Below are 24,528 nucleotides of genomic sequence, written 5' to 3'. Positions count from 1 at the left end.
TTTAATCCTTGTCAGCTGCTTGCAGTTCCTTGTAGTGTTCCCAGCGACGCACGATTTCATCAGGCGGAGTAACCTTTGGCGCGTCTGGGTGCAGGAGCCAGGTAGCAGCTTGGTGGGTTTCTGAAACCTTGAAGAACGGCGGCTTCATTTGCGCGTCGATCTTCATTGCGTACTTGTTTCTCGGGGCAAATGGGTCGCCCTTTGGCGGATCAAGCAAGTCTGGCGGGGTCCCTGGAATTGATTCCAGCTTTTCACTGGTCAGGGTCGGCATGGAGTTGATCAAGCCCCAAGTGTAAGGGTGTTGCGGGTTGTAGAAGATTTCGTCAACCGTTCCCTTTTCCAAAAATTCCCCGGCGTACATAACATTAACGCGGTCAGCCATCCCGGCAACGACACCCAAGTCGTGGGTGATGAAGATGATGGAAGTCTTGACCCTCTTTTGCAAGTCCTTCATCAAGTCCAGGATTTCAGCTTGCACAGTAACGTCCAAGGCAGTAGTTGGTTCGTCAGCCAAAAGAATTTCCGGTTCACAGATCAAGGCAATGGCGATAACGATTCTTTGCCGCATACCACCAGAGAATTGGTGCGGGTATTGGTTGATTCTTTCTTCAGCGTTCGAAATACCAACGGCCTTCATCATTTCCAAGGCCTTAGCCCAGGCTTCCTTCTTCGAAGCGCCCTTGTGCTTGATCAATGGTTCAGCAATCTGCTGGCCGATCTTCATGGTCGGGTCCAAAGAAGTCATTGGGTCCTGGAAGATCATGGCGATCTGGTTACCACGGATTTGCTGCCATTCCTTTTCGGAAAGCTTCAACAGGTCCTTGCCGTGGAAAAGGATTTGCCCACCCATGATCTGGGAGTTCTTGGCCAAAAGGCCGATGATGCTCCGGGTGGTAACTGACTTGCCTGAACCGGATTCACCAACGATCGCTAAAGTTTCACCTTCATCAAGGTGGAATGAAACGTCACGAATGGCCTTAACTTCACCAGCGTAAGTGTGGAAGTCAATCTTTAAGTTTTTAACGTCTAAAATTCTATTTGCCATATGTTCGTCTCCCTTATCTTTGACCCTTAGGGTCGAAGGCATCACGCAGACCGTCACCGAGCAGGTTAAAGGCAATCATCAAAACGCAGAGGACTGCTGCTGGGTACCACATTTGGTATGGCAGGAACTGGAAGTTCTTCTGCCCTTCGTTCAAAAGCACACCCAGGGAAGTTTCAGGCGCGGAAATACCGATACCGATGAAACTCAGGAAGGCTTCGAAGAAGATGGCACTCGGGATGGTGTACATGGTTTGAATGATGATGATACTGGACAGGTTTGGAATCAGGTGCTTGGTAGCGATCTTAAAGGTTGATTCGCCCAAGGACCGGGCTGCCAGAATGTATTCTTCATTCTTCAGCGACAAGGTCTCGGCCCGAATCTGCCGAGCCATGGTCGTCCATGAGGAAATGGCCAGGGCCAAGATGATGGAAGTGATGCCGGGCTTCAAGACAACCAGCATCAGCACCACGATAACCAGGGTAGGAACTGAAGAAATGATTTCGATAATCCGTTGCATGATGTTGTCAGTCATGCCGCCCTTCCAACCGGAGATGATCCCGTAGGCAACCCCGATGGCCAGGTCGAAGAAGGCCGCAACCACGGCAACGATCAAGGAGATCTTGGTACCGTAGATGATTCTTTGGGCCAATGACCGGCCCAGGTAGTCGGTCCCGGCAACGAAGTACTTGCCAGCTGGCACTGAAGCGTAAGCATCAGTCCAAACGCCGTTTTGCTTGATCTTCCCGTTCAAGCCGTTGAGCCACTCAAAGCCCTTCCACTTGGCCGGGAGGTTGGCGTATTGCGGAGCTGACTTAACCAAGCTGGAGTTGTTGATCCAGAAGCTGGAACCAAAAGCGATAACCACCATCACGATGATGATCACAGCGGAAATCATGGCTGCCTTGTTGCTCTTGAATCTGATCCACACGTTCTGCATGAAAGAAAGTGAGGGACCAGAAATGTGTTCCGCACTTTGCGTGTCACCCTTTTCCACGTGTTCAAAGGATTCAGGTGTGATCTTTACGTTACTTGCGTCTTGATCCATTGATTTTAACCTCGCTTTCCGTTAGTCAGTCAGTCTGATCCGTGGGTCGATCAGACTGTACACGATGTCAGTGAGCAGCAGGATTACCACCAAACCGAAGCAGTAAACCATACTTACACCCATGATGGTCGGGTAGTCGTTAGTCAGGATTGACTTGGTGAACTGTTCCCCGATCCCAGGAATGTTGAAGATGTTTTCGATAACCATTGAACCAGTCATCAAAGCAACGGCGTATGGCCCGATCAAGGTAACCAATGGAATCATTGAGTTACGCAGGGTGTGCTTTCTGATGACTTCGATCCGGCTAAGACCCTTGGCCTTGCCCAGTTCAACGTAGTCGGAACTCAAGGTGTCGACCATTTCCGTTCTGACAAATCTGGCTGTTTCGGCCAGCGGCCCTACCGAGAGGGCGATCGTCGGCATGATCGTCTGTGCTGCTTCACCCCAGCCGGCGATTGGGAACCAGCCCAGCTTCAAGCCGATGTAGTATTGAAGCAATACCGCCAGAACGAAGTTAGGAACCGACTTACCGATGATGGAAACGATCGTCGCGGTGGAGTCGATCCAGGTACCTTGGTTCACGGCCGCGATTGAGCCGATGATGATCCCCAGGATAATCCCGACAACCAGAGCTTGCAGACCCAATTGAGCAGAAGCGCCCAAACGCGCCCCGATCAAGCTGGAAACAGGCTGGTTGCTGTATTGGAAGGAAATCCCAAAGTCACCATGCGCGGCGCCAGCCAGGTAAGTGATGTATTGTTCAATAACAGGTTTGTCCAAGCCGTATTGCTTGTTCATAATTGCCTTTTGGGTAGCCGTCATCTTTGCTTCGTTGGCGTACGGAGAACCTGGCATCATCTTCATTAAGAAGAAGGTAATCGTCGCAACGAGGAACAAAGTGAGGATCATGTAGAAAATACGTTTTAGTAAGTATTTAGCCATAGTATTGCTCCTTACACTTTTTCGCTTTAATCAGCATTACATTTTTAATATTTTTCTTATTATACCAAAAAATAAAGAAATTACCATACGATGATATAAAACTATGCCCCTAAAAGTCAAGCACTACGGGCTTTTTGTCCATTTTTCCCATCATTTGGCAGCTAACTTAAACTTTGCTTTTTTCTTTTTTGAGTCTATCTGGAACTTAGACTGGCCTTTTTTAAATAAGTGTTCGGCTAAGATAAAAATATTAGTCTTTTTTCCTGTAAAAACTAATTTTCTTAACTTTCAGCCAGCAGACATCTTTAGTGGCCTCCCTCCTTTAGCCCAAAAAATATCCTACTCCCGGACATAAACCCCGGAATAAAGAAAAAGTTGAGCGTTATTGCTAACGTCTCAACTTTCAATTATACCACGGTTAAATTTTAATTTTTAACCGCGTAAGTTGTCTTAAAGTCTGGGTATTCGCCGTTGAAGACCAGGTTCTTGATATTTGGTCTGATCATCCAGGCCTGACCCATGTGGTAAAGCGGGCTGATAGCTTCCTGGTCGATTAGGATCTTTTCCGCCTTGAGCAAGGCCTTGCGGCGCTTGGTCTTGTCCATGGTCAGGGACGCCTTGACAGCCTTATCGTATTCCTTATTAGACCACTTGCCGAAGTTGTAAGTCTGTCCTGACTGCATGTAAGCCAGGAAGTGATATGGGTCCGGGAAGTCGCTGGTCAAGCCGCCCAAAACGACATCAAAGTTATTGGCAATTTGGCGGGAAACCCGGGTCGTCTTTGGCAGGTTGTTGACGGAAACGGTCATCTTGCCGCCAAAAGCCTCAGTCAAGGCGCTCTGGATGAATTCCGTCTGCTTCTTGTAGCTGTCGTCGTCGTCAGCCATCAGAGTAAAGGAAACCTTCTTGACGCCCAGTTCCTTCAAGGCCTTCTTGAAGTAACTGCGGGCGGACTTGAGGTCGTATTCCACGTACTTGTTCACGCTGGAGTTGGCACTTTCCGCTTCCTGGGCAAAATTCTTCCCGTCTAAAACCACGTTGGTGGCTGAAAAGGTCTTGGCCTGGGTGTTGTAGGTACCGATCGTGGACAAGAGCTGCTTGCGGTTGATAGCCATGGAGATGGCCCGGCGCAAGTTGGCATTACGGAAGATCTTTTTCTTCTTGTAGTTGTAGCAGAGGTAGGTGGTGTTGCCCAAGGTCAGAACCCGGTAGCCCTTCTTGCCCTTCATGCTCTTGGCTGCCTGGGTGTCCAGGATAGCCGCGTCCAGCTTCCCGGTCTGGTAGAGGTTGTAGTCAGTTGACGGGGTCTTCTGGACACTGTAGTTGATCGTCTCCAGCTTAACTGCCTTCTTATCCCAATAATACGGGTTCTTAGCCAGCTTCCAGGTCAGGTTGGACCCAGTCCAGCCCACGGACTTGAAAGGCCCGTTGTAGACGGCATAGGCGGATTTGGTACCGTAGCGCTTGCCGTATTTCTTGACAGCTTTGGAGTCCAGCGGCTTCAAGCTGATGGCCGTAACGACCTTAAAATAAGGAATCTTCTTTTCAAAAGTCACAACCAGCTTGTATTTGCCTTCGGCCTTGACACCCAGGCTGGACGGCTTCTTCTTGCCTTCAGAGATCTTGATAGCATTCTTGATGCCTTCGTAGTTGTTGACCTGGCTGGAAGCAGTCTTGGGGTCAACCTGCCGGCGCCAGGCATAAACGAAATCTTCCGCCGTTACCGGGTCCCCGTTTGACCACTTGGCGTCCTTTCTCAAGTAAAAGGTCCAGGTCAAGCCGTCTTTAGAGGTCGTGCTCTTGGTAGCCACGCCCGGAACGGTTTTGGAGTTTTCGCCCAGCCGGTAGAGGCCTTCATAGGTATTGGCGATCTGTTCCTCACTGGCTGTATCGTCGGCCTTGGCCGGGTCCAGGCTTTCCAGTTCAGAAGTGGTCATCCAGTTGATTGACTTTTCATATCCGCTGCTGGACACAGGCTTGGCTGACTTGGTCGCGGTCTTGCTGCAGGCTGCCAGCAAGAAGGCGCCGGATACGGCGACAGTTGCTGTCAGAAGCTTTTTAAAATTACTCACTGTTTTGTCCTCTCTTGGTCAAAAAACTTTTTTGTAAAACACATTTTTAGCAATCCATCAGCATCTAATCATTTTTTCATTATAGAAGATTTCCAGTCTTTTGGCAATTCTAAATTTACCAGCAAAGAGAAATAGCCAGAATTGTATATAGCAAAAAGAAAACGGAGCCCTGGCCCCGTTTTCTAAAAAATCTGTCAGCTTAATCTGTTGCTTTCCAGACTACTTAAACTACTTGATGTAGGCGTCCTTGAAGTTCCAAGTCCCACGGTTTTGGATGACGTTCTTGACGCTTGGACGGATCATCCAGACATTAGTGTCGTAGTACAATGGTGAGATCCCGGCATCCTTCAGCAGGATGGTTTCAGCCTTGCTCAGATCGCTCCAACGCTTGCTTTCGGAAGCAGTGGTCTTGGAGTCAGCAACCAGCTTGTCGTAAGTTGCGTTCTTCCACTTACCGTTGTTTTCTGGGTTAGTTGAAGTGAACAGGTCCAGGAAGGAGATCGGGTCGGCGAAGTCGGCGCTCCAGCCGGAGACAACGATGTCGAAGTTGCCGGCGGTTGACCGGGACAGACGGGTCTTGAACGGCAGGTTTTGCACGCTGACGCTGATCTTGTCGCCAAAGCTTGATTCGAAGTTAGACTGCAGGGCTTCAGTGGTCTTGTTGCCGGCGTCAGTGTCGTCAGACAGGATCTTGAAGCTGAACTTGCTTACGCCCAGTTCCTTCAAGCCCTTGTTCATGTACTTAACGGCTTCCTTCTTGTTCGGGTTAGCCGGGTACAGGCTTTCAGCTGAGCTTGGGATCAGCTTGGTGTAGTCTTCCCCGTTGACGTTGGTCAATTGGGTTGGAGTCAAAGTGTCGGCTGGCTGGTTGTTGCCGCCCAGAGTGGTGGTCAGTCCCTTCCGGTTGACAGCCAGTGACAGGGCCTTGCGGACGTTAGCATTAGCCAGGTACTTGTTCTTGGCAATGTTGAATTGCAGGTAGAAGGTAGCACCTTGGTTAAGTTCGGTGTAGCCCTTTTGGTTCTTCAATTGCTTGGTTTGTGAAGAGTCCAAAGCAGTCGCGTCCAGCTTGTTTGACTGGTAGAGGTTGTAGGCAGTTGATGGAGTCTTTTGAACAGTCCACTTGATGGTGTCGAGCTTGACGCTCTTCTTGTCCCAGTAGTATGGGTTCTTGACCATCTTCCAGGACAGGTTGGACCCGGTCCAGCCAACGTGCTTGAATGGCCCGTTGTAGAGCATGTACTTAGAAGCCGTGCCGTACTTAGAACCGTACTTGGTAACAGCCTTTTCTGACTGCGGGAAGAAGACGGCAAAGCCCATCAGCTTGTCAAAGTATGGGATACGCCGTTCCAGGGTGATAACCAGCTTGTACTTGCCAACAGCCTTGATCCCCAGAGAGCTGACTGGCTTCTTGCCGGCAACGATAGCGTCAGCGTTCTTGATCCCGGAGAAGAGGTAAGAATATTGAGAAGCGGTCTTCGGGTTGACGGTCCGACGCCAGGAGTAGACAAAGTCCTTGGCGGTCAATTCACTGCCGTCGCTCCACTTGGACTTACGCAAAGTGTAAGTATAGGTCTTCCCGTCCTTAGAAACCTTTTCGCTGGTAGCCAGGCCCTTTTCCAGCTTGGAATTCTTGCCTAAGCGGTAGAGACCTTCCATGGTGTTGGAAATCTGGTTGAAGGAAGCCGCATCGGTGGCCTTTGAGAGGTCCATCGTTGGAATTTCGGCTGAGTCCATCCAGGTCAAGGTCTTCTTGCTGCTGGATGAAGAAGAACTTCTATTGCTGCCACAAGCAGCGAGCAACGCTGCTGAAGCCAGAACCGTGGCTCCCAGGCTTAAAGTCTTAGATAATTTCATCTTTTTTCTCCTTGCTTTTACCGACTGTTCCAGCGCCTACACAAATTAAAGCTCTACAGCAGCCTTTAATGATATTTTCATTATAGTTCTTCGCTTATGCTTCTTCAAGTATTTTTAAGAAAAAGCGCTATTTTATTTCAACAATCTAAATATCCAAAAACAGATACAAGTCAATCTAAAAATACTTATAGCACAAAAAACAAGTCAATCTAAAAATACTTATAGCACAAAAAAGAAGAGGCTCAGCCTCTTCTTTTCGCTTGATTACTTGATGTAAGTGTCCTTGAAGTTCCAAGTACCACGGTTTTGGTATACGTCCTTAACAGTTGGACGGATCAAAGCAGCGTTAGTGTTGTAGTAAAGCGGAGCAACACCGACATTGTTCAGCAGGATGTCTTCTGCCTTAGTCAGGTCGTCCCAACGCTTGCTGGTTGAAGCAGTAGTCTTGGAGTCAGCGATCAGCTTGTCGTAGGAAGTGTTCTTCCACTTACCGTTGTTTTCTGGGTTAGTTGAAGTGAACAGGTCCAGGAAGGAGATTGGGTCGGCGAAGTCGGCGCTCCAGCCGGAGACAACGATGTCGAAGTTGCCGGCAGTTGACCGTGACAGACGGGTCTTGAATGGCAGGTTTTGAACTGAAACGCTAACCTTGTTGCCGAAGGTTGATTCGAAGGTTGATTGCAGGAATTCAGTAGTCTTCTTGCCGGCGTCAGTGTCGTCAGACAAGATCTTGAAGCTGAACTTGCTTACGCCCAATTCCTTCAAGCCCTTGTTCATGTACTTAACGGCTTCATTCTTGTTGGTTGAAGCTGGGTAGAAGCTTTTAGCAGACTTGGAGATCCGCTTAGTGTAGTCTTCACCGTTAACGTCAGTCAATTGAGTTGGAGTCAAAGTGTTGGCTGGAAGACTGTTGCCGCCCAGGGATGAAGTCAAGCCCTTCCGGTCAACAGCAAGTGACAAGGCCTTGCGGATATTGGTGTTAGCCAGGTACTTGTTCTTGGCAACGTTGAATTGCAGGTAGAAGGTAGCACCTTGGTTTAAGGTTACGTAGCCCTTCTGGTTCTTCAATTGCTTGGTTTGTGAAGCGTCCAGGCCAGTGTAGTCCAGCTTGTTTGACTGGTACAAGTTGTAAGCAGTTGATGGAGTCTTTTGTACGCTCCAAGTGATCGTGTCAAGCTTGACGTTCTTCTTGTCCCAGTAGTATGGGTTCTTGACCATCTTCCAAGACAGATTTGAGCCAGTCCAGCCAACTTGCTTAAATGGCCCGTTGTAGAGCATGTACTTAGAAGCCGTACCGTACTTAGAACCGTACTTGGCAACAGCCTTTTCTGACTGCGGGAAGAAGACAGCAAAGCCCATCAGCTTGTCGAAGTATGGGATACGCCGTTCCAGGGTGATAACCAGCTTGTACTTGCCAACGGCCTTGATCCCCAGAGTTTCAGGCTTCTTCTTGCCGGCTACGATCGCGTTAGCGTTCTTGATCCCGGAGAAGAGGTAGGAATATTGAGAAGCAGTCTTTGGGTCAACAGTTCTGCGCCATGAGTAGACGAAGTCCTTGGCAGTCAGTTCGCTGCCGTCGCTCCACTTGGACTTGCGCAGGGTGTAAGTGTAAGTCTTACCGTCCTTAGAAACCTTTTCGCTGGTTGCCAAAGCCTTTTCCAGCTTGGAGTTCTTGCCCAAACGGTACAAACCTTCCATAGTGTTTGACAATTGGTTGAAGGAAGTAGAGTCAGTGGCCTTGGACATGTCCATGGTTGGGATTTCAGAAGCAACCGTCCAGTTCAAAGTCTTCTTTGAAGAAGAGGATTCCTTACTGCTGTTGCTGCCACAGGCAGCCAAGAGAGCCGCTGATGCCAGCACAGTTACACCAACGCTCAAAGTCTTAGATAACTTCATCTTTTTTCTCCTTATAACACATATTTGTTTGAGCTGAAAAGATGGCCAACACAGCTTAAAGCCGTCCCTCAGTCAACACGATAAATTAATTATAATTCTAAGTTAGACTATTTTCAAGGGCTAACTTAAAGAAAAATAAATTTTTGACGAAAAAATAAGCGAAAAATAGCAAGAAAAAGATAAAAAAGAAGCGGCCGTACGGTCGCTTCTTGTCAAATTCTTTTAATTTTGCTGTTATACCGCTACTTGCTGCTGGTGATGTAGGCGTTCTTGAAGTTCCAAGTCCCCCGGTTCTGGATGACGCCCTTGACGCTCGGCCGGATTAAAGACGCGGTCGTGCTGTAGTAACACCGGCATCCTTAAGCAGGATGTTTTCTGCCTTAGTCAGGTCGCTCCAGCGCTTGCTGGTTGAAGACGTGGTCTTGGAGTCAGCGATCAGCTTGTCATAGGTTGCGTTCTTCCACTTCCCGTTGTTTTCAGAATTGGTGGAAGTGAACAGGTCCAGGAAGGAGATCGGGTCGGCAAAGTCGGCGCTCCAGCCGGAGATGACAAGGTCAAAGTTGCCTGAAGTTGACCGGGAAAGACGGGTCTTGAACGGCAGGTTCTGGACGCTGACGCTGACCTTGCTGTCGAAGGTGGCTTCGATGTTGGACTGCAGCAGTTCCGCTGTCTTCTTGCCGGAGTCAGTGTCGTCAGCCAGGATCTTGAAGCTGAACTTACTTGCTTACGCCCAATTGCTTCATGCCCTTGTTGAGGTACTTAACCGCCTCGCTCTTCTTGGTTGAGGACGGGTAGAGGCTTTCAGCTGATGATGAAAGCAGCTTGGTGTAGTCCTTGCCGTTGACATCGGTTAAGCCTGGCGGGGTCAGAGTATTGGCCGCCACGTTGTTGCCACCAAGTGATGAAACCAGCCCCTTCCGGTTGACGGCCAAAGAGATGGCTTTCCGGATGTTGGTGTTGGCCAGGTACTTGTTCTTAACCATCTTCCAGGAAAGATTGGACCCGGTCCAGCCCTTTTGCACGAATGGACCGTTGTAGATCATGTACTTGGATGCCGTACCGTATTTAGAGCCGTACTTCTTGACCGCCTTTTCAGACTGCAGTAAGAAGACCGCAAAGCCCATCAGCTTGTCAAAGTAAGGAATCCACTGTTCCAAAGTGATAACCAGCTTGTACTTGCCGACAGCCTTGATCCCCAAGCTGTTGACTGACTTCTTGCCAGCTACGATGGCATCGGCATTTTTAATCCCGGAGAAAAGGTAAGAATACTGGGAAGCCGTCGACCGTCCAGCTCAAGGCCTTTCTGGTCGACTTGGAAGATGAGGAACTTGAGCCGCAGGCCGCCAGCATTAAAGCAGATAATGTTACCGCTGCTCCAGCTCCTAAAAATTTGGAAACTTTCATTGTGCTTTCTCCTTACTTGTCTATACTGATGATTGACTCACATGCCTAACCAAAAGTTTAATGTTTGTGTTAAAGAAAAGCGAGGATAGTTTCATTTAAAATCCATCTATTATTTCCAGGATCAATTGGTATAGCAAGGATTCTCGCCATTATTTAAATATTTCTGTATTTTCTTAATAATAGGTAAGCTTCTTTAAATTTAATCTAAATCCCATTCATGTCTAAATTCACGGACAAAATCCCGCATGTATTCTGTCCGCCGGCGGGCTTCTTTTTGGGCCGCCCGGCTGTTCATCAGCCATTCCAGCTTAAAAAGCTTTTCATAAAAATGATTGATCGTAGTTTCTTCATGATTCCGGTATTGATCATGGCTGACCAGTTCCATCGGCGGGATTTCCGGATCGTAGATCTTGTCATCGTGCTTGCCGCTGTAAACGAAGGCCCGGGCTATCCCCATGGCCCCCAAAGACTCCAGCCGGTCGGCATCCTGGACGTACTCTCCTTCTAAAGAGAGCCGGTAGTGGCGGTCAATATTTTTGGAAAAAGACATGTGCTCGATCACGAAAAAGACATTGTCCTGGTCGCTTGCGCTTAAGCCAGCAGCCGTAAAGACTTCCCGCAATTTGGCTAAAACTTCACTTGGGTTTGGGCAAACCTTCTCATCGATCGTGTCGTGGACAAAGCCTGCCGTATAAGCAATATCCCGGCTCTTTTGCCCAGCCTCCGGGTGATCCGCCAGCAGCATTCTTTCAGCCAAGACTGCCACCCGCTTGCCGTGGTAATAGTCATGCCCCGTTCTTTCTTCAGCCAGATTTTCTTTGACAAAATCCGCGATCAGTTTCCGTTCCATTTTTACCTCCATGTATGCTGTAATTACTTAAACTTTCCACTTACAAAAGTGGGCTTGTACCTTGAAAATTCAATAGTTTAGCCAATAAAAAAGCACAAGGCCTTTGTTCGCTTGATATAATTAAGTCGACCAAAACATCATCAATATCAAACGAAAGGCTTGCGCTATGCCTAGTTTACCATCATTCGATACTGAAAACGAACCTAAAATTGCCCGTTCTGTTGAAAAGTTCTTCAAGGACTACAAAGTTATGGAGCTTCTCCGTAGATGTGGGCTCCGCAAGTCCAAAGGAATCCCACTTTGGTCGATCCCTTCATCCTAAAATGCTCATAAATACCTCCGAATTTTTGTTATTTTGTCTCTAAGATTTTTAGTGTGCTAGTGTGTTATATATAAATTTATGAAATTCAGTATAGTATAGGGTAGCAATAAAAAATGGAAGAGGGTAATTTAATCCTCTTCCATTACTGACATTTGAAATCTGTTTTGATTTTGATACCGCAGCTGCAATATATAAAATAGCAGCAAAAAGAGTTTATCCTGAATAAACGATGTTACTATTATCAACGTCTGAAAAAAGGGTATAATATCCCTATATCAGGCTAATATGGCAGCAATAACTCCGTTTTTATTCACGATAAACTCTCAACTCCCTATAATATAATCAATAGTCATTTATATTATTATATAGTTTTTAGAAATTTGTAAACATCTATAGTTAAAATAATAAAAATTAAATTAAGGCAAATAAAAAAGGAGACCCTGAGGCCTCCCCGAAAACTATCTATAATTATTGTAATTATTGTTGTTGAAGTTTCTTCTTTCCTGTTTTCTTGCTTTTCTGCATTCAAGGCATCTCTGAGGTTCGTTATCGAAACCTTTTTCCTTGTAGAATTCCTGTTCACCCTCAGTGAATACGAATTCCTTGTGGCAATCTTTACATACTAAAGTTTTATCTTGCATTTAAATATCTCCTCTTCATTATGGATTAAGCTAATTAAGGTTCATATCATATCTCCAAAAATGAAGAGTGAAATGCACAAAAATTGGTTAAGCCATTGATTCATCAATGCAACACATACTATATCATATGATTTAAAGAAATGCAAGAAACATAAAACACTTTATTATATCTTAAACTTCCCACTTACAAAAGTCGGCTTGTACCTTGAAAATTCAATAGTTTAGCCAATAAAAAACACAAGGCCTTTGTTCGCTTGATATAATTAAGTCGACCAAAACATCATCAATATCAAACGAAAGGCTTGCGCTATGTCTAGTTTACCATCATTCGATACTGAAAACGAACCTAAAATTGCCCGTTCTGTTGAAAAGTTCTTCAAGGACTACAAAGTTATGGAGCTTCTCCGTAGATGTGGGCTCCGCAAGTCCAAAGGAATCCCACTTTGGTCGATCCTTTCATACATCTTCAGTAATGTGTTTCCAGACAGAAGCATGTACATGCAACAGAAGTCTGGCAAGTGTACTGCTGGCTTCTCCAAAAACACCTACTATCAATTCATGCAGAACCCACATATCAACTGGCTTCGCCTCACTATTCTGCTAGCTAAGAGGATCGTCAATGGACACCTAAAAGATCTGACTTCTGACCAACGCCCCAATCGCTTCATCACTCTTGTCCTCAAAGAACGATCAGAATGTCATCGGGACGACCCAGAAGATCGACAAGCGCACAATCGCGGCCAAGAGGCGGATTATGGCACAATCAAAGGGGACCGATGTAGTTGCTCGATCAAGCCTTGAAAGCAGGGCTCACTGCCAAGTACGTCATGTTTGATACTTGGTTCTCCAATCCTCATCAGATTGTCCAAATCAGTCAACGTGGTTTGAACGTAATCGCCATGGTAAAGAAAAGCTCCAAGATTACATACGAGTTCGAAGGAAAGCGGATGAACGTCAAACAGATCTTCAACGCATGCAAGAAGCGTCGGGGTCGTTCAAGATATCTCCTGTCCGTCCCTGTAAAGGTTGGAGATCCTGCCAAAGATGGTGCCCAGATTGATGCCAGAATAGTCTGCGTAAGAAATCGTTCCAACCGCAAAGACTGGATCGCTCTTATTTGCACGGACATGACGATCGATGAAAATGAGATCATCAGAATTTACGGCAAAAGATGGGACATTGAGGTCTTCTTCAAGACCTGCAAGAGTTTCTTGAAGTTTGACACTGAATACCATGGCCTGTCATATGATGCATTGACTGCCCATACAGCTTTCGTCTTTCTGCGCTACATGCTCATGTCAGTTGAGAAGCGAGATGATGAAGATGATAGGACAATAGGCGAGATCTTTTATTGCATGGTAGACGAACTTGCGGACATCACTTTCAATCACTCCCTACAAATCCTGGTGGAAGCCATGTTCGAGAGTGTGAAAGAGATCTTCCAACCGACAGAAGAGCAGATGAAAAGGTTCACCAACGCTTTCATTTCACGCCTCCCGAAGTACATGCAAGAGGCTATATCGCCATCACTAGTAGCTTAATTGAATATTTACTGGCTAAACTATTAAGTTTTCAAGGCTTCATAGTCCTTTTTGGTATGGGAAGTTTAAATATTAACTAATAATCCTTAGTATAGTAGGATTGGGAACAGACACACAAATATTTTTATCACTTTTACTGATCAATTAGTTGCTTTTTTAAGCTGCTAGCCAGATTTGAACTGGCGACCTCCTCCTTACCACGGCGGTGCTCTACCTCCTGAGCTACAGCAGCGCCTTAATTATAACATGCCGGCTTCTTTTCGGCAAAAGGATAAAAAGTAAACAAAAAAGAAAGCTTCCAACTGGAAACTTTCTAAAAATCTTTTTTAGCCCTTGATGTGCACCAGGGTGTACTTCTTCTTGCCCTTACGGATGATGACGAACTTGCCGTCAAAAGCAGCCGCCGGGTCAACTTCAAAGTCGGTGTCCTGGATCCGGTCGCCGTTGACATAGATGGCGCCGTTGTTAACATCTTCTCGTGCCTGCCGCTTGGATGATTCAATCTTGGTGTCAACCAGGAAGTCAACCAGGTTCTTCTTTTCTGCCCCGCTCTCAGCGCTTGGCGCCTTGGCCAGGGCGATTTCTACCTGCTTGGTGGTCAAGTCCTTCACGTTGCCGGAGAAGAGGGCCTCAGTGACCGTTTGGGCTTCCTTCAAGCCTTCTTCGCCGTGAACGAACTTGGTTACTTCTTCAGCCAGGCGCTTTTGGGCTTCCCGCTTCCATGGTTCAGTCTTGACCTTTTCTTCCAAGGCGTCGATTTCTTCGTGGTTGAGGAAGGTGAAGTACTTGAGGTACTTGATCACGTCCCGGTCGTCCTGGTTGATCCAGAATTGGTAGAATTCGTAAGGACTGGTCTTTTCCGGGTCCAGCCAGACAGCACCGCCGGCGGACTTGCCGAACTTGGTCCCGTCGGCCTTCAGCATCAATGGGATGGTCAAACCAAAGGCTGGCCGGTCTGCCCCTTCCAGGCGGTGGATCAAGTCGATCCCGGCCGTGATGTTACCCCATTGGTCAGCCCCGCCGATCTGCATCTGGACGCCGTGGTCCCGGTTCAGGATGTAGAAGTCGATGGCTTGCAGGATTTGGTAGGAGAATTCAGTGAAGGAGATCCCGTTTTCCAGCCGGCTGGCCACGACTTCCTTGTTCAGCATGTTGTTGACCTGGAAGAGCTTGCCGTAGTCGCGGAGGAATTCCAGCAGGGTCATCTTGCCCAGCCAGTCACGGTTGTTGACGATGCGGAAGTTTTCCGTGCCAAAAAGCTTCACCATCTGCGCCGTCAAAGCTTCTTCATTGTGCTTGATCGTTTCTTCAGACTGCAGGACCCGCTCAGTTGACCGGCCGGATGGGTCACCGATTGACCCCGTGCCCCCGCCGATAACGATGACTGGCTTGTAGCCGGCCAGCTGGAATCTCTTCAAGATCATGAAGGGAATCAAGTGACCGATGTGCAGGGAGTCACCCGTCGGGTCAGTCCCGCAGTAAAGGGCCAGGTCGTCATGCTTGGCCAGGTAATCCCGCAAGCCTTCCTCGTCAGTTTCCTGGTTGATGGCGCCGCGCCATTTCAAATCTTCCAAAATGTCAAAATTAGCCATTTCTGCCTCCAAATAAAAAAGTCCCCAGATCAAAAGATCCAGGGACGACTAAATTCTGTCTTAGCCGTGGTACCACCCACGTTCGCACAAAGTGCCTCTTGGGAGCTTCTTAACGGGGTTCTCCTTCCCCGCGCTGTATTTCGTCTGCCCGGCCTGTCTAGCTCGCACCAACCGCTAGTTCTCTGAACGCTGAACCAAGCAGCTACTTCATTGTCGCGTTTTTATAAAAATAACATGAATTCGCCTTCGGGTCAAGCCTATAAAAGCCAGCGGGCCAAAAATCTGCTCCTGCGCAAGAGCCAGACGATAGCGAGACTGCTGGCAAAAATCAAAATTACCAAGCCAGGCAGCCAGACAGAATTACTTGCCGCCAGCTGCCAGACCGGCGTCTTACCCCAGTAGTAAATCAATAACGGGTGCAGCAGGTAAATACCCATGACAGACCCGGCCAATTCCCCTAAAACTTCTTCTGACCAAAGCCGGGGCTTAAGCATCTGCAGGCTGAGAAAAACCGCGCTGCTCTCCAGCAGGACAAAAAAGGAATTATAGCTGTACAAGGTCAGGCGCAAATGGCCGACCTTCGCCGTCAGCCAGCCAGACAAGCCGATTGTCGCTCCAGCCCCCAGCAGGCCCAGGGCCTGGACAAAATACAGGTTGCGCTTGCTCATGTGGGCCTGGCTAAAGTAGTAGCCAGCCATGTAGTAGCCCCCAAAGCCCATTACCGTTTGCAGGTCCAGCTTGCCCAGCAGGCGCTTAAAAGCGGCAAGCGCGTCAGCCATATGCTTGGGCGGGTTTGGCCAAAGGCGGATTAAGTCCAGGCCGGTCGGCAAAAGCCAGGCAAAAAGCAGGGCCAGCAAGAGGTAGTATTCGAGCAACTGCCGTCTTCTGGCCAGCGGCCGCAAAAGCGGCGTCACCAGGTAAAGGCCGGCAATCATCGGCAGATACCACAGGTGGTCATAGCTGCCGATCAGGAACTTAGCCACGGTCACCAGGTCGCCCTCCTTGGCGAAATAGTACCAGCCACAATAAATCAGCTGCCAGATTAAGTAGCTGACTACGATCCGGCGCAGGTATTTTTTAAAAAGCTTTTCCCAGCTCAAATCAAAATCCGGATTCAGAAAAATAGCCCCGGAAATCATGATAAAAACCGGCACGCAAAAGCGGCTCAAGCCGTCCCAGAAGTTGAGGATCTGCCAGTTTAAGCTCGCGTAATCCTGCCGGTAGAAGTTGAGAGACGTGGCCACATGGATAGTGATTACCCCCAAGATTGCCACAAGGCGGAGGTAATCGAGATAGGCGACGCGCTGCTTATGAGCCATCATTGCCCCCTTTTTTATTTCAAAAGACAAAAAAGGGACTAATCCTCCTTAGTCCCTTTTATTGCAATAAATCAAATTATTTCTTCATGGTGTAGAAACCCTTGATCTTCAAGGCATAGGCTGAACCAGCCGTCATGTCGTATTGGATCATTTCGTAGTCCTTGAGCAGGGCTTTTTGTGAGCTGGTCAAGGTCTTCGGGTCAACTTCCTTGCCCTTCTGGTCAACCAGGGTAAAGCCGGTGTCATTGCTGTAGCTGATCGTCAAAGCTGGCAGCTTCTTGTGCACTTCAGTTAAAAGTGCCTGGTAAGCCGTAACCTTGCTGTTGGTTTGTTCCAGCATCATGGCGATGAAGTCACTGGTGTTGACGTAGTTGGTCTTGGAAGTCATTTTAGCCTTAGCCCCGTGCTGACGGGCGTACTTGTTGGAGTAGATGAAGTAGCGGGTCGAGTGCATTTGGACCGGGTACTTAGACGTGTATGACTGGGAAACGATTGACGGGTAGTGGTCACCGTAGAAGACCAGGGTAATTGGCTTCTTGATCTTGTCAATCTGCTTGATGAACTTCTTGACCGCCTGGTCAGTGTAGTGGGTCCCCATGATGTAGGTCGCCGCTTGCGTTCTGATGCTGCCGTCGTCAAAAAGATCACCGGAAATCTTGCCGGCATAATAGTTCTTCGGGTACCAGTTGTTGTACGGCATGTGGTTCTGAATAGAAATCAGGTTGATGAACTGGCCGCCCTTGCGGGAATTGATCTGCCGCAAGCCGTTGGCGTAAGTCGTGAAGTCGGAGTTGTAGGAACTGGTCCCCAGCTTCTTTTGGTCCACGATCTTGTACTTGGAACCAAGGTAAACAAACTTGTTGAACTTGAAGCGCTTGTAGTCTTCAATTCTTGAGTAGTAAGTCCCGATGAATGGGTGAACTGCTGAAGAGTAGTTGAAGTTGGCCCCAATGGTTGGGTAGTACTGGTACTGCGGCACGACTTGGACGTAAGGAGTCAAAGTTGTGCTGAAGGAGCCCATGTTAAAGCCAGTCAGTGATTCCCATTCCATGTTGGCCGTACCACCACCGTAGCCGGCACTAAGCATGCTGCCGTAAGTAGTCGTCTTCTTCAGTGAATGGATGTAAGAAATCGGATCCTTGGTCCCCTTGGCAAACTTGATCGTCGGGAAGGTATATGGATCGATGAGACTTTCACTCAAGTTAAAGATCACGGTCTGCTTGGACAAATCGTTAGTCCGGGTCTTGTTGATCCGTTCAGCCACCTTTTGGTACTTCTCATAGAGCTTCTGAATCTGGCTCTTGGAGTAGTTGCTTGGCTTGTCCATGATCTGCAAGTCGATGTAGTTGAGGAAGTTCAAAATTGGCCCGTTAACCTGGATATCTCTTTCCGGGTTCCGGAAAGACTGCTTGTTGTCAAAGGCCGAGTTCAAGCGGTAAATAGCTGAGCCTTGGTGGTTAAACCACTTCGGCGTCATGAAGAGGGCCAGGCTGGCCAGGGCCCACATCCCCCGCCGCTTCCAGTTGCCGCGCTTCTTGACCTTGAACTTAACTTCGCAGAAGACCATCAAGGCAATAACGGCAGCCAAAGCCAGCATGATCATGATCAAGGTCTTCTGCCCCCCGATCATGCTCAGCAAACTGTCAGCGTTGGTTACTTCAGACAGTTCACTTGGGTAAATTGGCTCGCCCCGGAGGTCAAGCTTGATCTTGTTGGCAACCGCCCAAGCGATTACGACCGTGGAAGTCGTGATGAGGGAAACCCAGTATCTGGTCGTGACGAAGTAAAGGATGGTGAAGAAGGCGTCAATAAAGATTGTCGTCAAAATCAAGGCCCCCAGCTTGGTCCCAACCAGCCAGACTACGGCGTTGACGCTGGAAGCAGTCGTGATCTGGATCCGCATATTGTCGGATTCAACCAGGAAGGAAGCAAAGGACAGGATAAAGAAGAAGGTCCAAGTCAAAAGGTTGGTCCGGTGGTGGTAGTACTTCATCCAGCCCCAAAGGCGGTTAAAGGCCCCTTCAGCTGCTGCCCCGAAGCTCTTGCTTTCATACAAGAAGCGGTTGATCCGCTTAACTAGCTTGAAGCGCCACAAGTAGCGTTCAATCAGCCAGTGCCAGGCAATAGCAATGACCAGCATGATCAAAATCGTGATCATCCGGTTCAATTGCCGGCTGCCGGTACCGTACTTAAAGGAAGACATAAAGGAGTTGGCATCTGGTGCCTGCATGAAGATGATCAGTGGAACCAGGAAGTCCAGGTCCTTTGCTTCCAAAGTCTTGATGGCCGGCCGGGCAAAAGCAAAAGCGGCCAAGGCAATAATAAAGATGAAGGGTGAGGTCACGTTGAGCAGGAACTGGTAGTTCCATGATGACGGGTTGGCCCGCCCAGACATGATCTGTGACCAGTAAACGGCGTTAAAGCCGGCTACCCCGACGATTACCAGGCCAAGGGAAAGGATACCGGCCACAATAAAGATGGCCGTTTGCTTGACGGAAAAGTCAACCTTCCCTAAGAACATCCCCCAGGCAAATGGCAGAGCCAGGTAGAGACCATAGATGGAGTAGTTCATCTCGTAAGTCCCGGCTGACAGGGTAAAGCCCAGCAAGGTCAAGGCGATCAAAATGATCAAGCTCTGCTTCTTGCTGAACTTCTCCTGCCAGTCATAAATGACCGGCTGCACCAGCAGGCCGAAGACCAGGCCCGTCATCAAGACGGAAGTCGAGGTCAGAATCGGGAAGAGGATACCCCAGAAGCGCCAGGCATTTAAGTGCCATGGCTTGGAGATAAAGAAGACAAGATAGTAGGCCAAGAGGGTTACTTCCATGATAGCCCAGGCCCTAAAGCCTTCGTTAAAGCGCAGCTTGCGCTTGCTGTAAACGGCCCCGAAGACCATTGGAATAAACCAATAGGTCGCGCTTTCCACGATTGCTGGCAGGTGGCGCAGGTAGGTAATTGAGCTTTTCAGCATGCTGCTCTTGAAATTAAACATTTGCAGCAAAAGCACCAGAGCTACCAACAGCAGGAAGCCGTACTTCAGCAGGTTATGAATTTTTCTGGATTGTGTTTGTTCACTCATCAATATCGGAATTATTCTCTTTCTTTTGCAAATTCATTATCCATTATACTCAGTTTTTCTTAAAAAAAGACCAAGAAATTATTTCAATATTCCCAACTTCTTCTTGATCGTATATAAAATATCGACCCGCTTGCCATGACCCGTGAAAAAATCCCGTATATCGTAGCGGAACTTGAAGGCCATGACCGCCGTCATGATCAAGAAGACCAGGCCAGGTTCAAGCGACTTGGTCAGCTGGTAAATACTGAAAGACAGCATGAAAACCAAAGGCGGGATAGTCAGGTTCTGCATGATTGCGGTCAAGACCAAGGCTATTAAAAGAGTAATAAGCCCCGCCCGCCAGTCGTAGAGAACCGTAACCATGGCCGTCACGGCCACCGCCTTGCCCCCTTTAAAGTGATTAAAGACCGGGAAGCAGTGGCCTAAGACCACGCCCAGGCCCGTATAAGCCGTGAGCAAGTGCTGGTGGTAGATGGCATAGACCAGACAAATGGCCAGCAGGGTCTTAAGCAAGTCGCCGATGCAGGTCAGAATCCCCGCCTTCTTGCCGAAAACCGCCCCCATGTTGGCCGTACCCGGGTTGCCTGACCCGTACTTGGTCGGATCCTTGTGCAGGTAGTACTTGCCCACAAACATGGCGCTGATGAAGTTGCCAAACAAATAGCCGATAATTACTGCCAAAAATTTGCTAAGCACCTTTAATAGCCCCCCGAAAACGGATTGGTATTGTAGTTGTAATTATAATTGTAGCTATAAGTAGTATCGTAATTTGTGCTACCAGAATAAGCAGTATTGCCAGAGTAATCTGTACTGCTGGAAGCCTGGCTGCTGGATTTAGAGCTGGAGCTGGACTTTGAACTTTTCTTGCCGCTCTTGACGCTGTCAGCCGTCGTGCCCGGATCATAGATCGTGTAGTTCTGGGTCTCACCGCTGCCAAACTTAAAGCCGGCGGTCTCGTTTAAGGTATTCAGCTCGGTTTCCCGGTTGGAGACGGTCGCTGTCTTCAAGCCCAGCAGCTTTCTGATCTTGTTGGAAATCCGCTGCAGTTCACTGGTTGGCGCGATTTGGTAGGCCGCGCCGTTAACATAAGCACTGTAGCCGTGCAGGTAGTCGCTGTCGCTGGAAGAAGTGCAGTCTGAGTAGTTGGCCAAGATCGACTTCAAAGCCTGGAAGCTTAAGTTGGTCTTCACGTTTGATGACAGGTTATTGGCGATCTTGCTGAAGTTCATCAGTGAGTCTGCCGTGGCCAGCTTCTGGACCAGCTTGGTGATGACTTCTCTTTGCCGCTTTTGCCGGCCGTAGTCACCCTGCGGGTCATCATAGCGCATCCGGCTGTAAGCCAGAGCCGCCTGCCCGTTTAAGTGCTGTCGGACCCGCTTCTTGAAAGGAAAGCCGCTGTAGGTAAAGGTCAGAGGCGGCGTCACGTAAATCCCGCCGACATAATCGACCAGCTTCATCAGCCCGCCCATGTTGACCAAGGCGTAGTACTTGACCGGAATGTTCAAGAGGTTAGAGACAGTCTTCATGGCCATCTTGGCTCCGCCGATCGAATAGGCCGCGTTGATCTTCTGCACGTCGTTTGAATCATCGCCAACCATGTCAGCCATGGTGTCCCGCGGAATCGAGATCATCGTGTAGTTCTTCTTCTTCGGATTGACCACGACGACGATGATCGTGTCAGTATTGCCGCGCTTTTCCGTTCTGTCCAAGGCCCCGGTGTCGGTCCCTAAGAGCATGACGGCAAAAGGTTTCTTGCCGTTGAATTCGCCATAGGTCGTCTTAACCGCGTTTTCTGAGTCATAAGCCTTGTTGGCCGCCTGCTCAGCCGTCTTGTACAAATGGGCGGCATACAGGCCCACTCCGGCCGCAATGGCGCAGACAACCGCCAAAATGCCGATGATCCAGTTGCGGATCTGCTTCTGCTTGCGCTTTCTGGCATGCTGCCTGGTCTCAGGAATGCCTAGCTTGTCTTCTTTCTTCATAAATTGATACCTACTTAAAAAATGACATTAGTCTGTATTATAGCAAAAAAGCACCGCCAACTTTTGCCTGCGGCCTTTTCTTATTGAAATTGTAAAAAACAGTCAAAGCGGGCACGCGATATTTTCCCGTAAGTATCCCTGTGCACAACTTTCCTATCTAAGCTATCATCTTAGCAAGCCACCTGTCAATCCTTAATCAGTCCAACAAAAAAAGCGAAGCCGGAGCTTCGCTTTAATTAGGGAAAGAGGACTTAGTCCAGCTTTTCCTTGCTTACAACGTTCAACTTGTCGTCGAAAGTGTAAACGACTGGTTCACCAGTCTTCATTTCAACATCCATGATGTCTTCGTCAGAGATGTTTTCGATGTACTTAGTCAAGGCACGCAGTGAGTTACCATGAGCAGCGATGATCACGTTCTTGCCAGCCAAAAGGTCTGGAGCAATGTGGTCTTCCCAGAATGGCATAACTCTGTCCAGAGTAACCTTCAGGTTTTCTGCCTTAGGAACGATGTGTGGGTCCAAGTTTGCGTAACGACGGTCGTTAGCTTGGCTGAATTCTGAGTCGTCAGCCAAAACTGGTGGCAAAACGTCGTATGAACGACGCCAAATGTGAACTTGTTCGTCGCCGTACTTTTCAGCAGTTTCAGCCTTGTTCAAGCCTTGCAAAGCGCCGTAGTGACGTTCGTTCAGTCTCCAGGACTTAGTTTCTGGAACCCAGAGTTGGCCGCTTTCTTCCAAAGCAAAGTGCAAAGTCTTGATCGCACGGGTCAAAACTGAAGTGTAAGCTTGGTCAAATTCCAAGCCGGCTTCCTTGATCAAACGACCAGCCTTCTTAGCTTCTTCAACACCCTTGTCTGACAAGTTAACGTCAACCCAACCAGTGAATTGGTTTGAAAGGTTCCATTCACTTTGACCGTGACGGATTAAAACTAATTTAGACATTAAAAAATCTCCTTTAGCAAATTAAACGTTTCACTAATTATTATACGGCCTCTCGCGGCCTTTTCAAAGTCCTAAAGGCAAAAAAAGCACTTTTTCTGACTGGAATCGCTAACAATTAGTCAGTGATTTGTTAGAATTGAAGAATAAGGATGTGATTCATACTATGCCGTCAAAGAAAAAGAAAATTCACCTGCTCACCCTTCTGGCCCTGGCCAGCCTCTTTTTAACAGCCTGCGCCAAGCCCAGCCCCCAGAGCCTGGCCAAAAAGGCCCAGCAGAGCAAGATTGCTAACTTCCAGCTGAAGATCGACGAACATTATTACACGGGAAATAAACCAGTCCGTTTTTACGGCCAGATCAACTACCAGCGATCTCCCTTCGTCATGAAGACGGACTTAACCCAGAGCGGGGACCAGAACGTCAAGATGTGGGTGGGCCAGCGCTATGCCTACGTCAAATACTATAAAGACCAGCAGGAAGCCTGGTACAAGGCCAAGCTCAGCCAGTTCACGACCATCTCCCACTTCCAGCAGCTGGTCAAGGACATGGACACCCTGACCCTCAGCCAAAAGAGCGCCAAGCTTTTTTTCGTCAGCCGGGCAAAAAATGGCTGGCGGCTCAGCTACACGGGCAAGAGCCAGCGCCTCTGGCAAGAGATCACGGAAACCAACGGCCTGGCCAGCCTGTCTAGCGACAGCCAAATGGCCAAGGCTAAGCTCCAGCAGATCAAGATGACCATCGACTTCAGCCAGAAAAAGCAGCTGACCGGCCTGGCCATCTATGCCAAGTACAAGGTTAAGGGGCAGACCAGCTCAACCAAGCTGTCCATGCTCAAGGTCAACCAGCAGAAAAAGCTGGCCATCCCCAAGACGGTCAGCAAAAATTCCGTCGACGTCAGCCGGCTGAATAAATAGAAAACAGAAAATACAAAAGGTACAAATAAGGAGGCAAAAAAATGCAACTCGGTATTATCGGCAGCGGCAAGATCGTTAGAGACTTCCTCACTGCCCTTCCCCTGCCCGGCTTAAAATTAGCTGCTATCGCCACGACCAAGCGGTCAGCAGCCACCGGCCAGGAACTGGCTGACCAATACGGCATCAGCCGGGTCTACGACGACTACCTGGAAATGCTCAAAGACGACCAAGTTGACACGGTTTACGTGGCCACCCCTTCCTCCATGCACTACCAAATGTGCCTGGACTCTTTAGCAGCCGGCAAGAACGTGATCTGTGAAAAGCCCTTCGTCTTCACGACTGAAGAAGCCTTAGAGCTCAAGCAGCTGGCCGACCAGAAGGGCTGCCTCATTACCGAGGCCATCACCAACCGCTACCTGCCAGCCTTTAACTCCTTGGCCAGTGACTTGCAGCTTTTAGGCCCGGTTCACGTGGTCAGCCTCAACTACACCCAGTACTCTTCCCGCTACGACCGCTTCCTGGCCGGCGACATCGCCCCGGCCTTCAACCCCCGTCTGGGCGGCGGAGCCCTCTTGGACTTGAACGTCTACAACATCCACTTAGCCGTCAGCCTATTTGGGGCGCCTTTGGACGTCCATTACTTCCCTAACCTGCAAAAGGGCGTCGACACTTCCGGCGTTTTAGTCCTGGCTTATGACGACAAACAGGCCAGCTTGACCGCGGCCAAGGACTCCCAGGCCTTTGCCCACAACCCCTCTCTCATCGCCGGGGAAAAAGGGGCGATCAGCTTTATTGGCAGCCCGGGTGACATCAGAAGCTACCGGCTGGAAACGGCAGACGGGCAGACCGCCAAGAACTTTGACCCAGACCTGCACCGGATGATCCCGGAATTCACTGAATTCATCCGGAACTTTGACCAAAAGGACAAAACCGCTGCTGACCGGGCCTTTGCCCACAGCCTGCAGGTCATCGCCGTCCTGGAAGCAGCCAGGGACTGCATGCCTTAAGGAAAAAGCAAAACAGAAAAATAAAGAATTAAAGAACTAGGGGGAAATAAACAAGAAAAATCGCTTTGCCGGCTGGCAGAGCG

At 48.7% G+C, this 24,528-nt stretch carries 17 protein-coding genes, 1 tRNA gene and 3 pseudogenes; 4 read left to right on the top strand and 17 right to left on the bottom strand.

Going from position 1 to position 24,528, the window contains the following annotated elements; genetic code table 11:
• Position 1 precedes the first annotated feature (1 nt).
• The 9 genes and pseudogenes from LJ046_RS03125 to LJ046_RS03085 form a co-directional block, all read right to left on the bottom strand.
• Positions 2-1,045: an ABC transporter ATP-binding protein gene (locus tag LJ046_RS03125; protein WP_002877218.1), complete on the bottom strand. Its 1,044-nt coding sequence runs from the start codon at positions 1,043-1,045 to the stop codon at positions 2-4.
• A gap of 13 nt (positions 1,046-1,058) precedes the next feature.
• Entirely contained in the window at positions 1,059-2,090 is a 1,032-nt protein-coding gene (locus tag LJ046_RS03120; protein WP_002877216.1) for an ABC transporter permease, read from the bottom strand.
• Positions 2,091-2,111: 21 nt separating this feature from the next.
• Positions 2,112-3,032 carry an oligopeptide ABC transporter permease gene (gene opp3b / locus LJ046_RS03115; protein ID WP_002877215.1) on the bottom strand — a complete coding sequence of 307 codons (921 nt, stop codon included), beginning with the start codon at positions 3,030-3,032 and terminating at the stop codon, positions 2,112-2,114.
• Between the two features lie 425 nt (positions 3,033-3,457).
• Positions 3,458-5,104, bottom strand: coding sequence for a peptide ABC transporter substrate-binding protein (locus LJ046_RS03110; protein ID WP_002877214.1), 1,647 nt, complete (start codon positions 5,102-5,104; stop codon positions 3,458-3,460).
• A 228-nt stretch (positions 5,105-5,332) separates the two neighbouring features.
• Complete coding sequence (locus LJ046_RS03105; RefSeq protein ID WP_002877213.1) at positions 5,333-6,961, bottom strand: peptide ABC transporter substrate-binding protein; 1,629 nt, start codon at positions 6,959-6,961, stop codon at positions 5,333-5,335.
• A gap of 264 nt (positions 6,962-7,225) precedes the next feature.
• Positions 7,226-8,854, bottom strand: a complete 1,629-nt coding sequence (locus LJ046_RS03100; RefSeq protein WP_002877209.1) for a peptide ABC transporter substrate-binding protein — start codon at positions 8,852-8,854, stop codon at positions 7,226-7,228.
• A 242-nt stretch (positions 8,855-9,096) separates the two neighbouring features.
• A pseudogene (locus LJ046_RS03095) lies at positions 9,097-10,134 on the bottom strand (peptide ABC transporter substrate-binding protein); the annotation flags it as partial.
• Positions 10,097-10,258: a hypothetical protein gene (locus tag LJ046_RS10695; RefSeq protein WP_002877205.1), complete on the bottom strand. Its 162-nt coding sequence runs from the start codon at positions 10,256-10,258 to the stop codon at positions 10,097-10,099. The pseudogene LJ046_RS03095 and the gene LJ046_RS10695, both read right to left, overlap by 38 nt.
• A 199-nt stretch (positions 10,259-10,457) precedes the next feature.
• On the bottom strand, positions 10,458-11,108 hold the full coding sequence (locus LJ046_RS03085) for an HD domain-containing protein (RefSeq protein ID WP_002877201.1): 651 nt from the start codon (positions 11,106-11,108) through the stop codon (positions 10,458-10,460).
• Positions 11,109-11,274: 166 nt separating this feature from the next.
• On the opposite strand from LJ046_RS03085, the pseudogene LJ046_RS10690 reads away from it, so the two are divergent.
• Positions 11,275-11,424: pseudogene (locus LJ046_RS10690) on the top strand (transposase); the annotation flags it as partial.
• Between the two features lie 464 nt (positions 11,425-11,888).
• On the opposite strand, the gene LJ046_RS03075 reads toward LJ046_RS10690, so the two are convergent.
• Positions 11,889-12,071, bottom strand: a complete 183-nt coding sequence (locus LJ046_RS03075; protein ID WP_002877198.1) for a zinc-ribbon domain-containing protein — start codon at positions 12,069-12,071, stop codon at positions 11,889-11,891.
• Positions 12,072-12,380: 309 nt separating this feature from the next.
• On the opposite strand from LJ046_RS03075, the pseudogene LJ046_RS10620 reads away from it, so the two are divergent.
• Positions 12,381-13,612: pseudogene (locus tag LJ046_RS10620) on the top strand (IS4 family transposase).
• A 159-nt stretch (positions 13,613-13,771) separates the two neighbouring features.
• Here the strand turns inward: LJ046_RS10620 and LJ046_RS03060 are convergent.
• The 7 genes from LJ046_RS03060 to LJ046_RS03030 form a co-directional block, all read right to left on the bottom strand.
• Positions 13,772-13,844, bottom strand: a tRNA-Thr gene (locus LJ046_RS03060).
• Positions 13,845-13,938: 94 nt separating this feature from the next.
• The gene (tyrS, locus tag LJ046_RS03055; protein ID WP_002877898.1) at positions 13,939-15,204 is read right to left on the bottom strand and encodes a tyrosine--tRNA ligase; all 1,266 of its coding nucleotides are present in this window, start codon (positions 15,202-15,204) and stop codon (positions 13,939-13,941) included.
• A gap of 257 nt (positions 15,205-15,461) precedes the next feature.
• The gene (locus tag LJ046_RS03050; protein ID WP_002877897.1) at positions 15,462-16,553 is read right to left on the bottom strand and encodes an acyltransferase; all 1,092 of its coding nucleotides are present in this window, start codon (positions 16,551-16,553) and stop codon (positions 15,462-15,464) included.
• A gap of 46 nt (positions 16,554-16,599) precedes the next feature.
• Entirely contained in the window at positions 16,600-19,602 is a 3,003-nt protein-coding gene (locus tag LJ046_RS03045) for an LTA synthase family protein (RefSeq protein WP_002877896.1), read from the bottom strand.
• Positions 19,603-19,680: 78 nt separating this feature from the next.
• A complete protein-coding gene (locus tag LJ046_RS03040) occupies positions 19,681-20,298 on the bottom strand; it encodes a glycerol-3-phosphate acyltransferase (protein WP_002877895.1) in 618 nt (205 codons plus the stop codon).
• Positions 20,299-20,300: 2 nt separating this feature from the next.
• Positions 20,301-21,584, bottom strand: coding sequence for an LCP family glycopolymer transferase (locus tag LJ046_RS03035; protein ID WP_002877894.1), 1,284 nt, complete (start codon positions 21,582-21,584; stop codon positions 20,301-20,303).
• A gap of 251 nt (positions 21,585-21,835) precedes the next feature.
• Positions 21,836-22,525: a 2,3-diphosphoglycerate-dependent phosphoglycerate mutase gene (locus LJ046_RS03030; RefSeq protein ID WP_002877893.1), complete on the bottom strand. Its 690-nt coding sequence runs from the start codon at positions 22,523-22,525 to the stop codon at positions 21,836-21,838.
• A 163-nt stretch (positions 22,526-22,688) separates the two neighbouring features.
• Here LJ046_RS03030 and LJ046_RS03025 point away from each other — a divergent pair, with 163 nt between their 5' ends.
• Together LJ046_RS03025 and LJ046_RS03020 are read left to right on the top strand one after the other, a co-directional pair.
• Positions 22,689-23,438, top strand: coding sequence for a hypothetical protein (locus tag LJ046_RS03025; RefSeq protein ID WP_002877891.1), 750 nt, complete (start codon positions 22,689-22,691; stop codon positions 23,436-23,438).
• 41 nt (positions 23,439-23,479) lie between these two features.
• Positions 23,480-24,445: a Gfo/Idh/MocA family protein gene (locus LJ046_RS03020; protein ID WP_002877890.1), complete on the top strand. Its 966-nt coding sequence runs from the start codon at positions 23,480-23,482 to the stop codon at positions 24,443-24,445.
• The last annotated feature ends 83 nt before the right edge of the window (positions 24,446-24,528 follow it).

This window comes from Lactobacillus delbrueckii subsp. jakobsenii ZN7a-9 = DSM 26046, assembly GCF_001888925.1.
Lineage (GTDB): Bacteria > Bacillota > Bacilli > Lactobacillales > Lactobacillaceae > Lactobacillus > Lactobacillus delbrueckii.
This window is presented reverse-complemented; position numbering and strand designations above follow the sequence as displayed.

Bases quoted from the DNA above. Each gene is read 5' to 3' on its own strand.
- LJ046_RS03125 (WP_002877218.1), bottom strand. From the start codon at position 1,045: ATGGCAAATAGAATTTTAGACGTTAAAAACTTAAAGATTGACTTCCAC.
- LJ046_RS03120 (WP_002877216.1), bottom strand. From the start codon at position 2,090: ATGGATCAAGACGCAAGTAACGTAAAGATCACACCTGAATCCTTTGAA.
- opp3b (WP_002877215.1), bottom strand. From the start codon at position 3,032: ATGGCTAAATACTTACTAAAACGTATTTTCTACATGATCCTCACTTTG.
- LJ046_RS03105 (WP_002877213.1), bottom strand. From the start codon at position 6,961: ATGAAATTATCTAAGACTTTAAGCCTGGGAGCCACGGTTCTGGCTTCA.
- LJ046_RS03100 (WP_002877209.1), bottom strand. From the start codon at position 8,854: ATGAAGTTATCTAAGACTTTGAGCGTTGGTGTAACTGTGCTGGCATCA.
- LJ046_RS10695 (WP_002877205.1), bottom strand. From the start codon at position 10,258: ATGAAAGTTTCCAAATTTTTAGGAGCTGGAGCAGCGGTAACATTATCT.
- LJ046_RS03085 (WP_002877201.1), bottom strand. From the start codon at position 11,108: ATGGAACGGAAACTGATCGCGGATTTTGTCAAAGAAAATCTGGCTGAA.
- LJ046_RS03075 (WP_002877198.1), bottom strand. From the start codon at position 12,071: ATGCAAGATAAAACTTTAGTATGTAAAGATTGCCACAAGGAATTCGTA.
- tyrS (WP_002877898.1), bottom strand. From the start codon at position 15,204: ATGGCTAATTTTGACATTTTGGAAGATTTGAAATGGCGCGGCGCCATC.
- LJ046_RS03045 (WP_002877896.1), bottom strand. From the start codon at position 19,602: ATGAGTGAACAAACACAATCCAGAAAAATTCATAACCTGCTGAAGTAC.
- LJ046_RS03035 (WP_002877894.1), bottom strand. From the start codon at position 21,584: ATGAAGAAAGAAGACAAGCTAGGCATTCCTGAGACCAGGCAGCATGCC.
- LJ046_RS03030 (WP_002877893.1), bottom strand. From the start codon at position 22,525: ATGTCTAAATTAGTTTTAATCCGTCACGGTCAAAGTGAATGGAACCTT.
- LJ046_RS03025 (WP_002877891.1), top strand. From the start codon at position 22,689: ATGCCGTCAAAGAAAAAGAAAATTCACCTGCTCACCCTTCTGGCCCTG.
- LJ046_RS03020 (WP_002877890.1), top strand. From the start codon at position 23,480: ATGCAACTCGGTATTATCGGCAGCGGCAAGATCGTTAGAGACTTCCTC.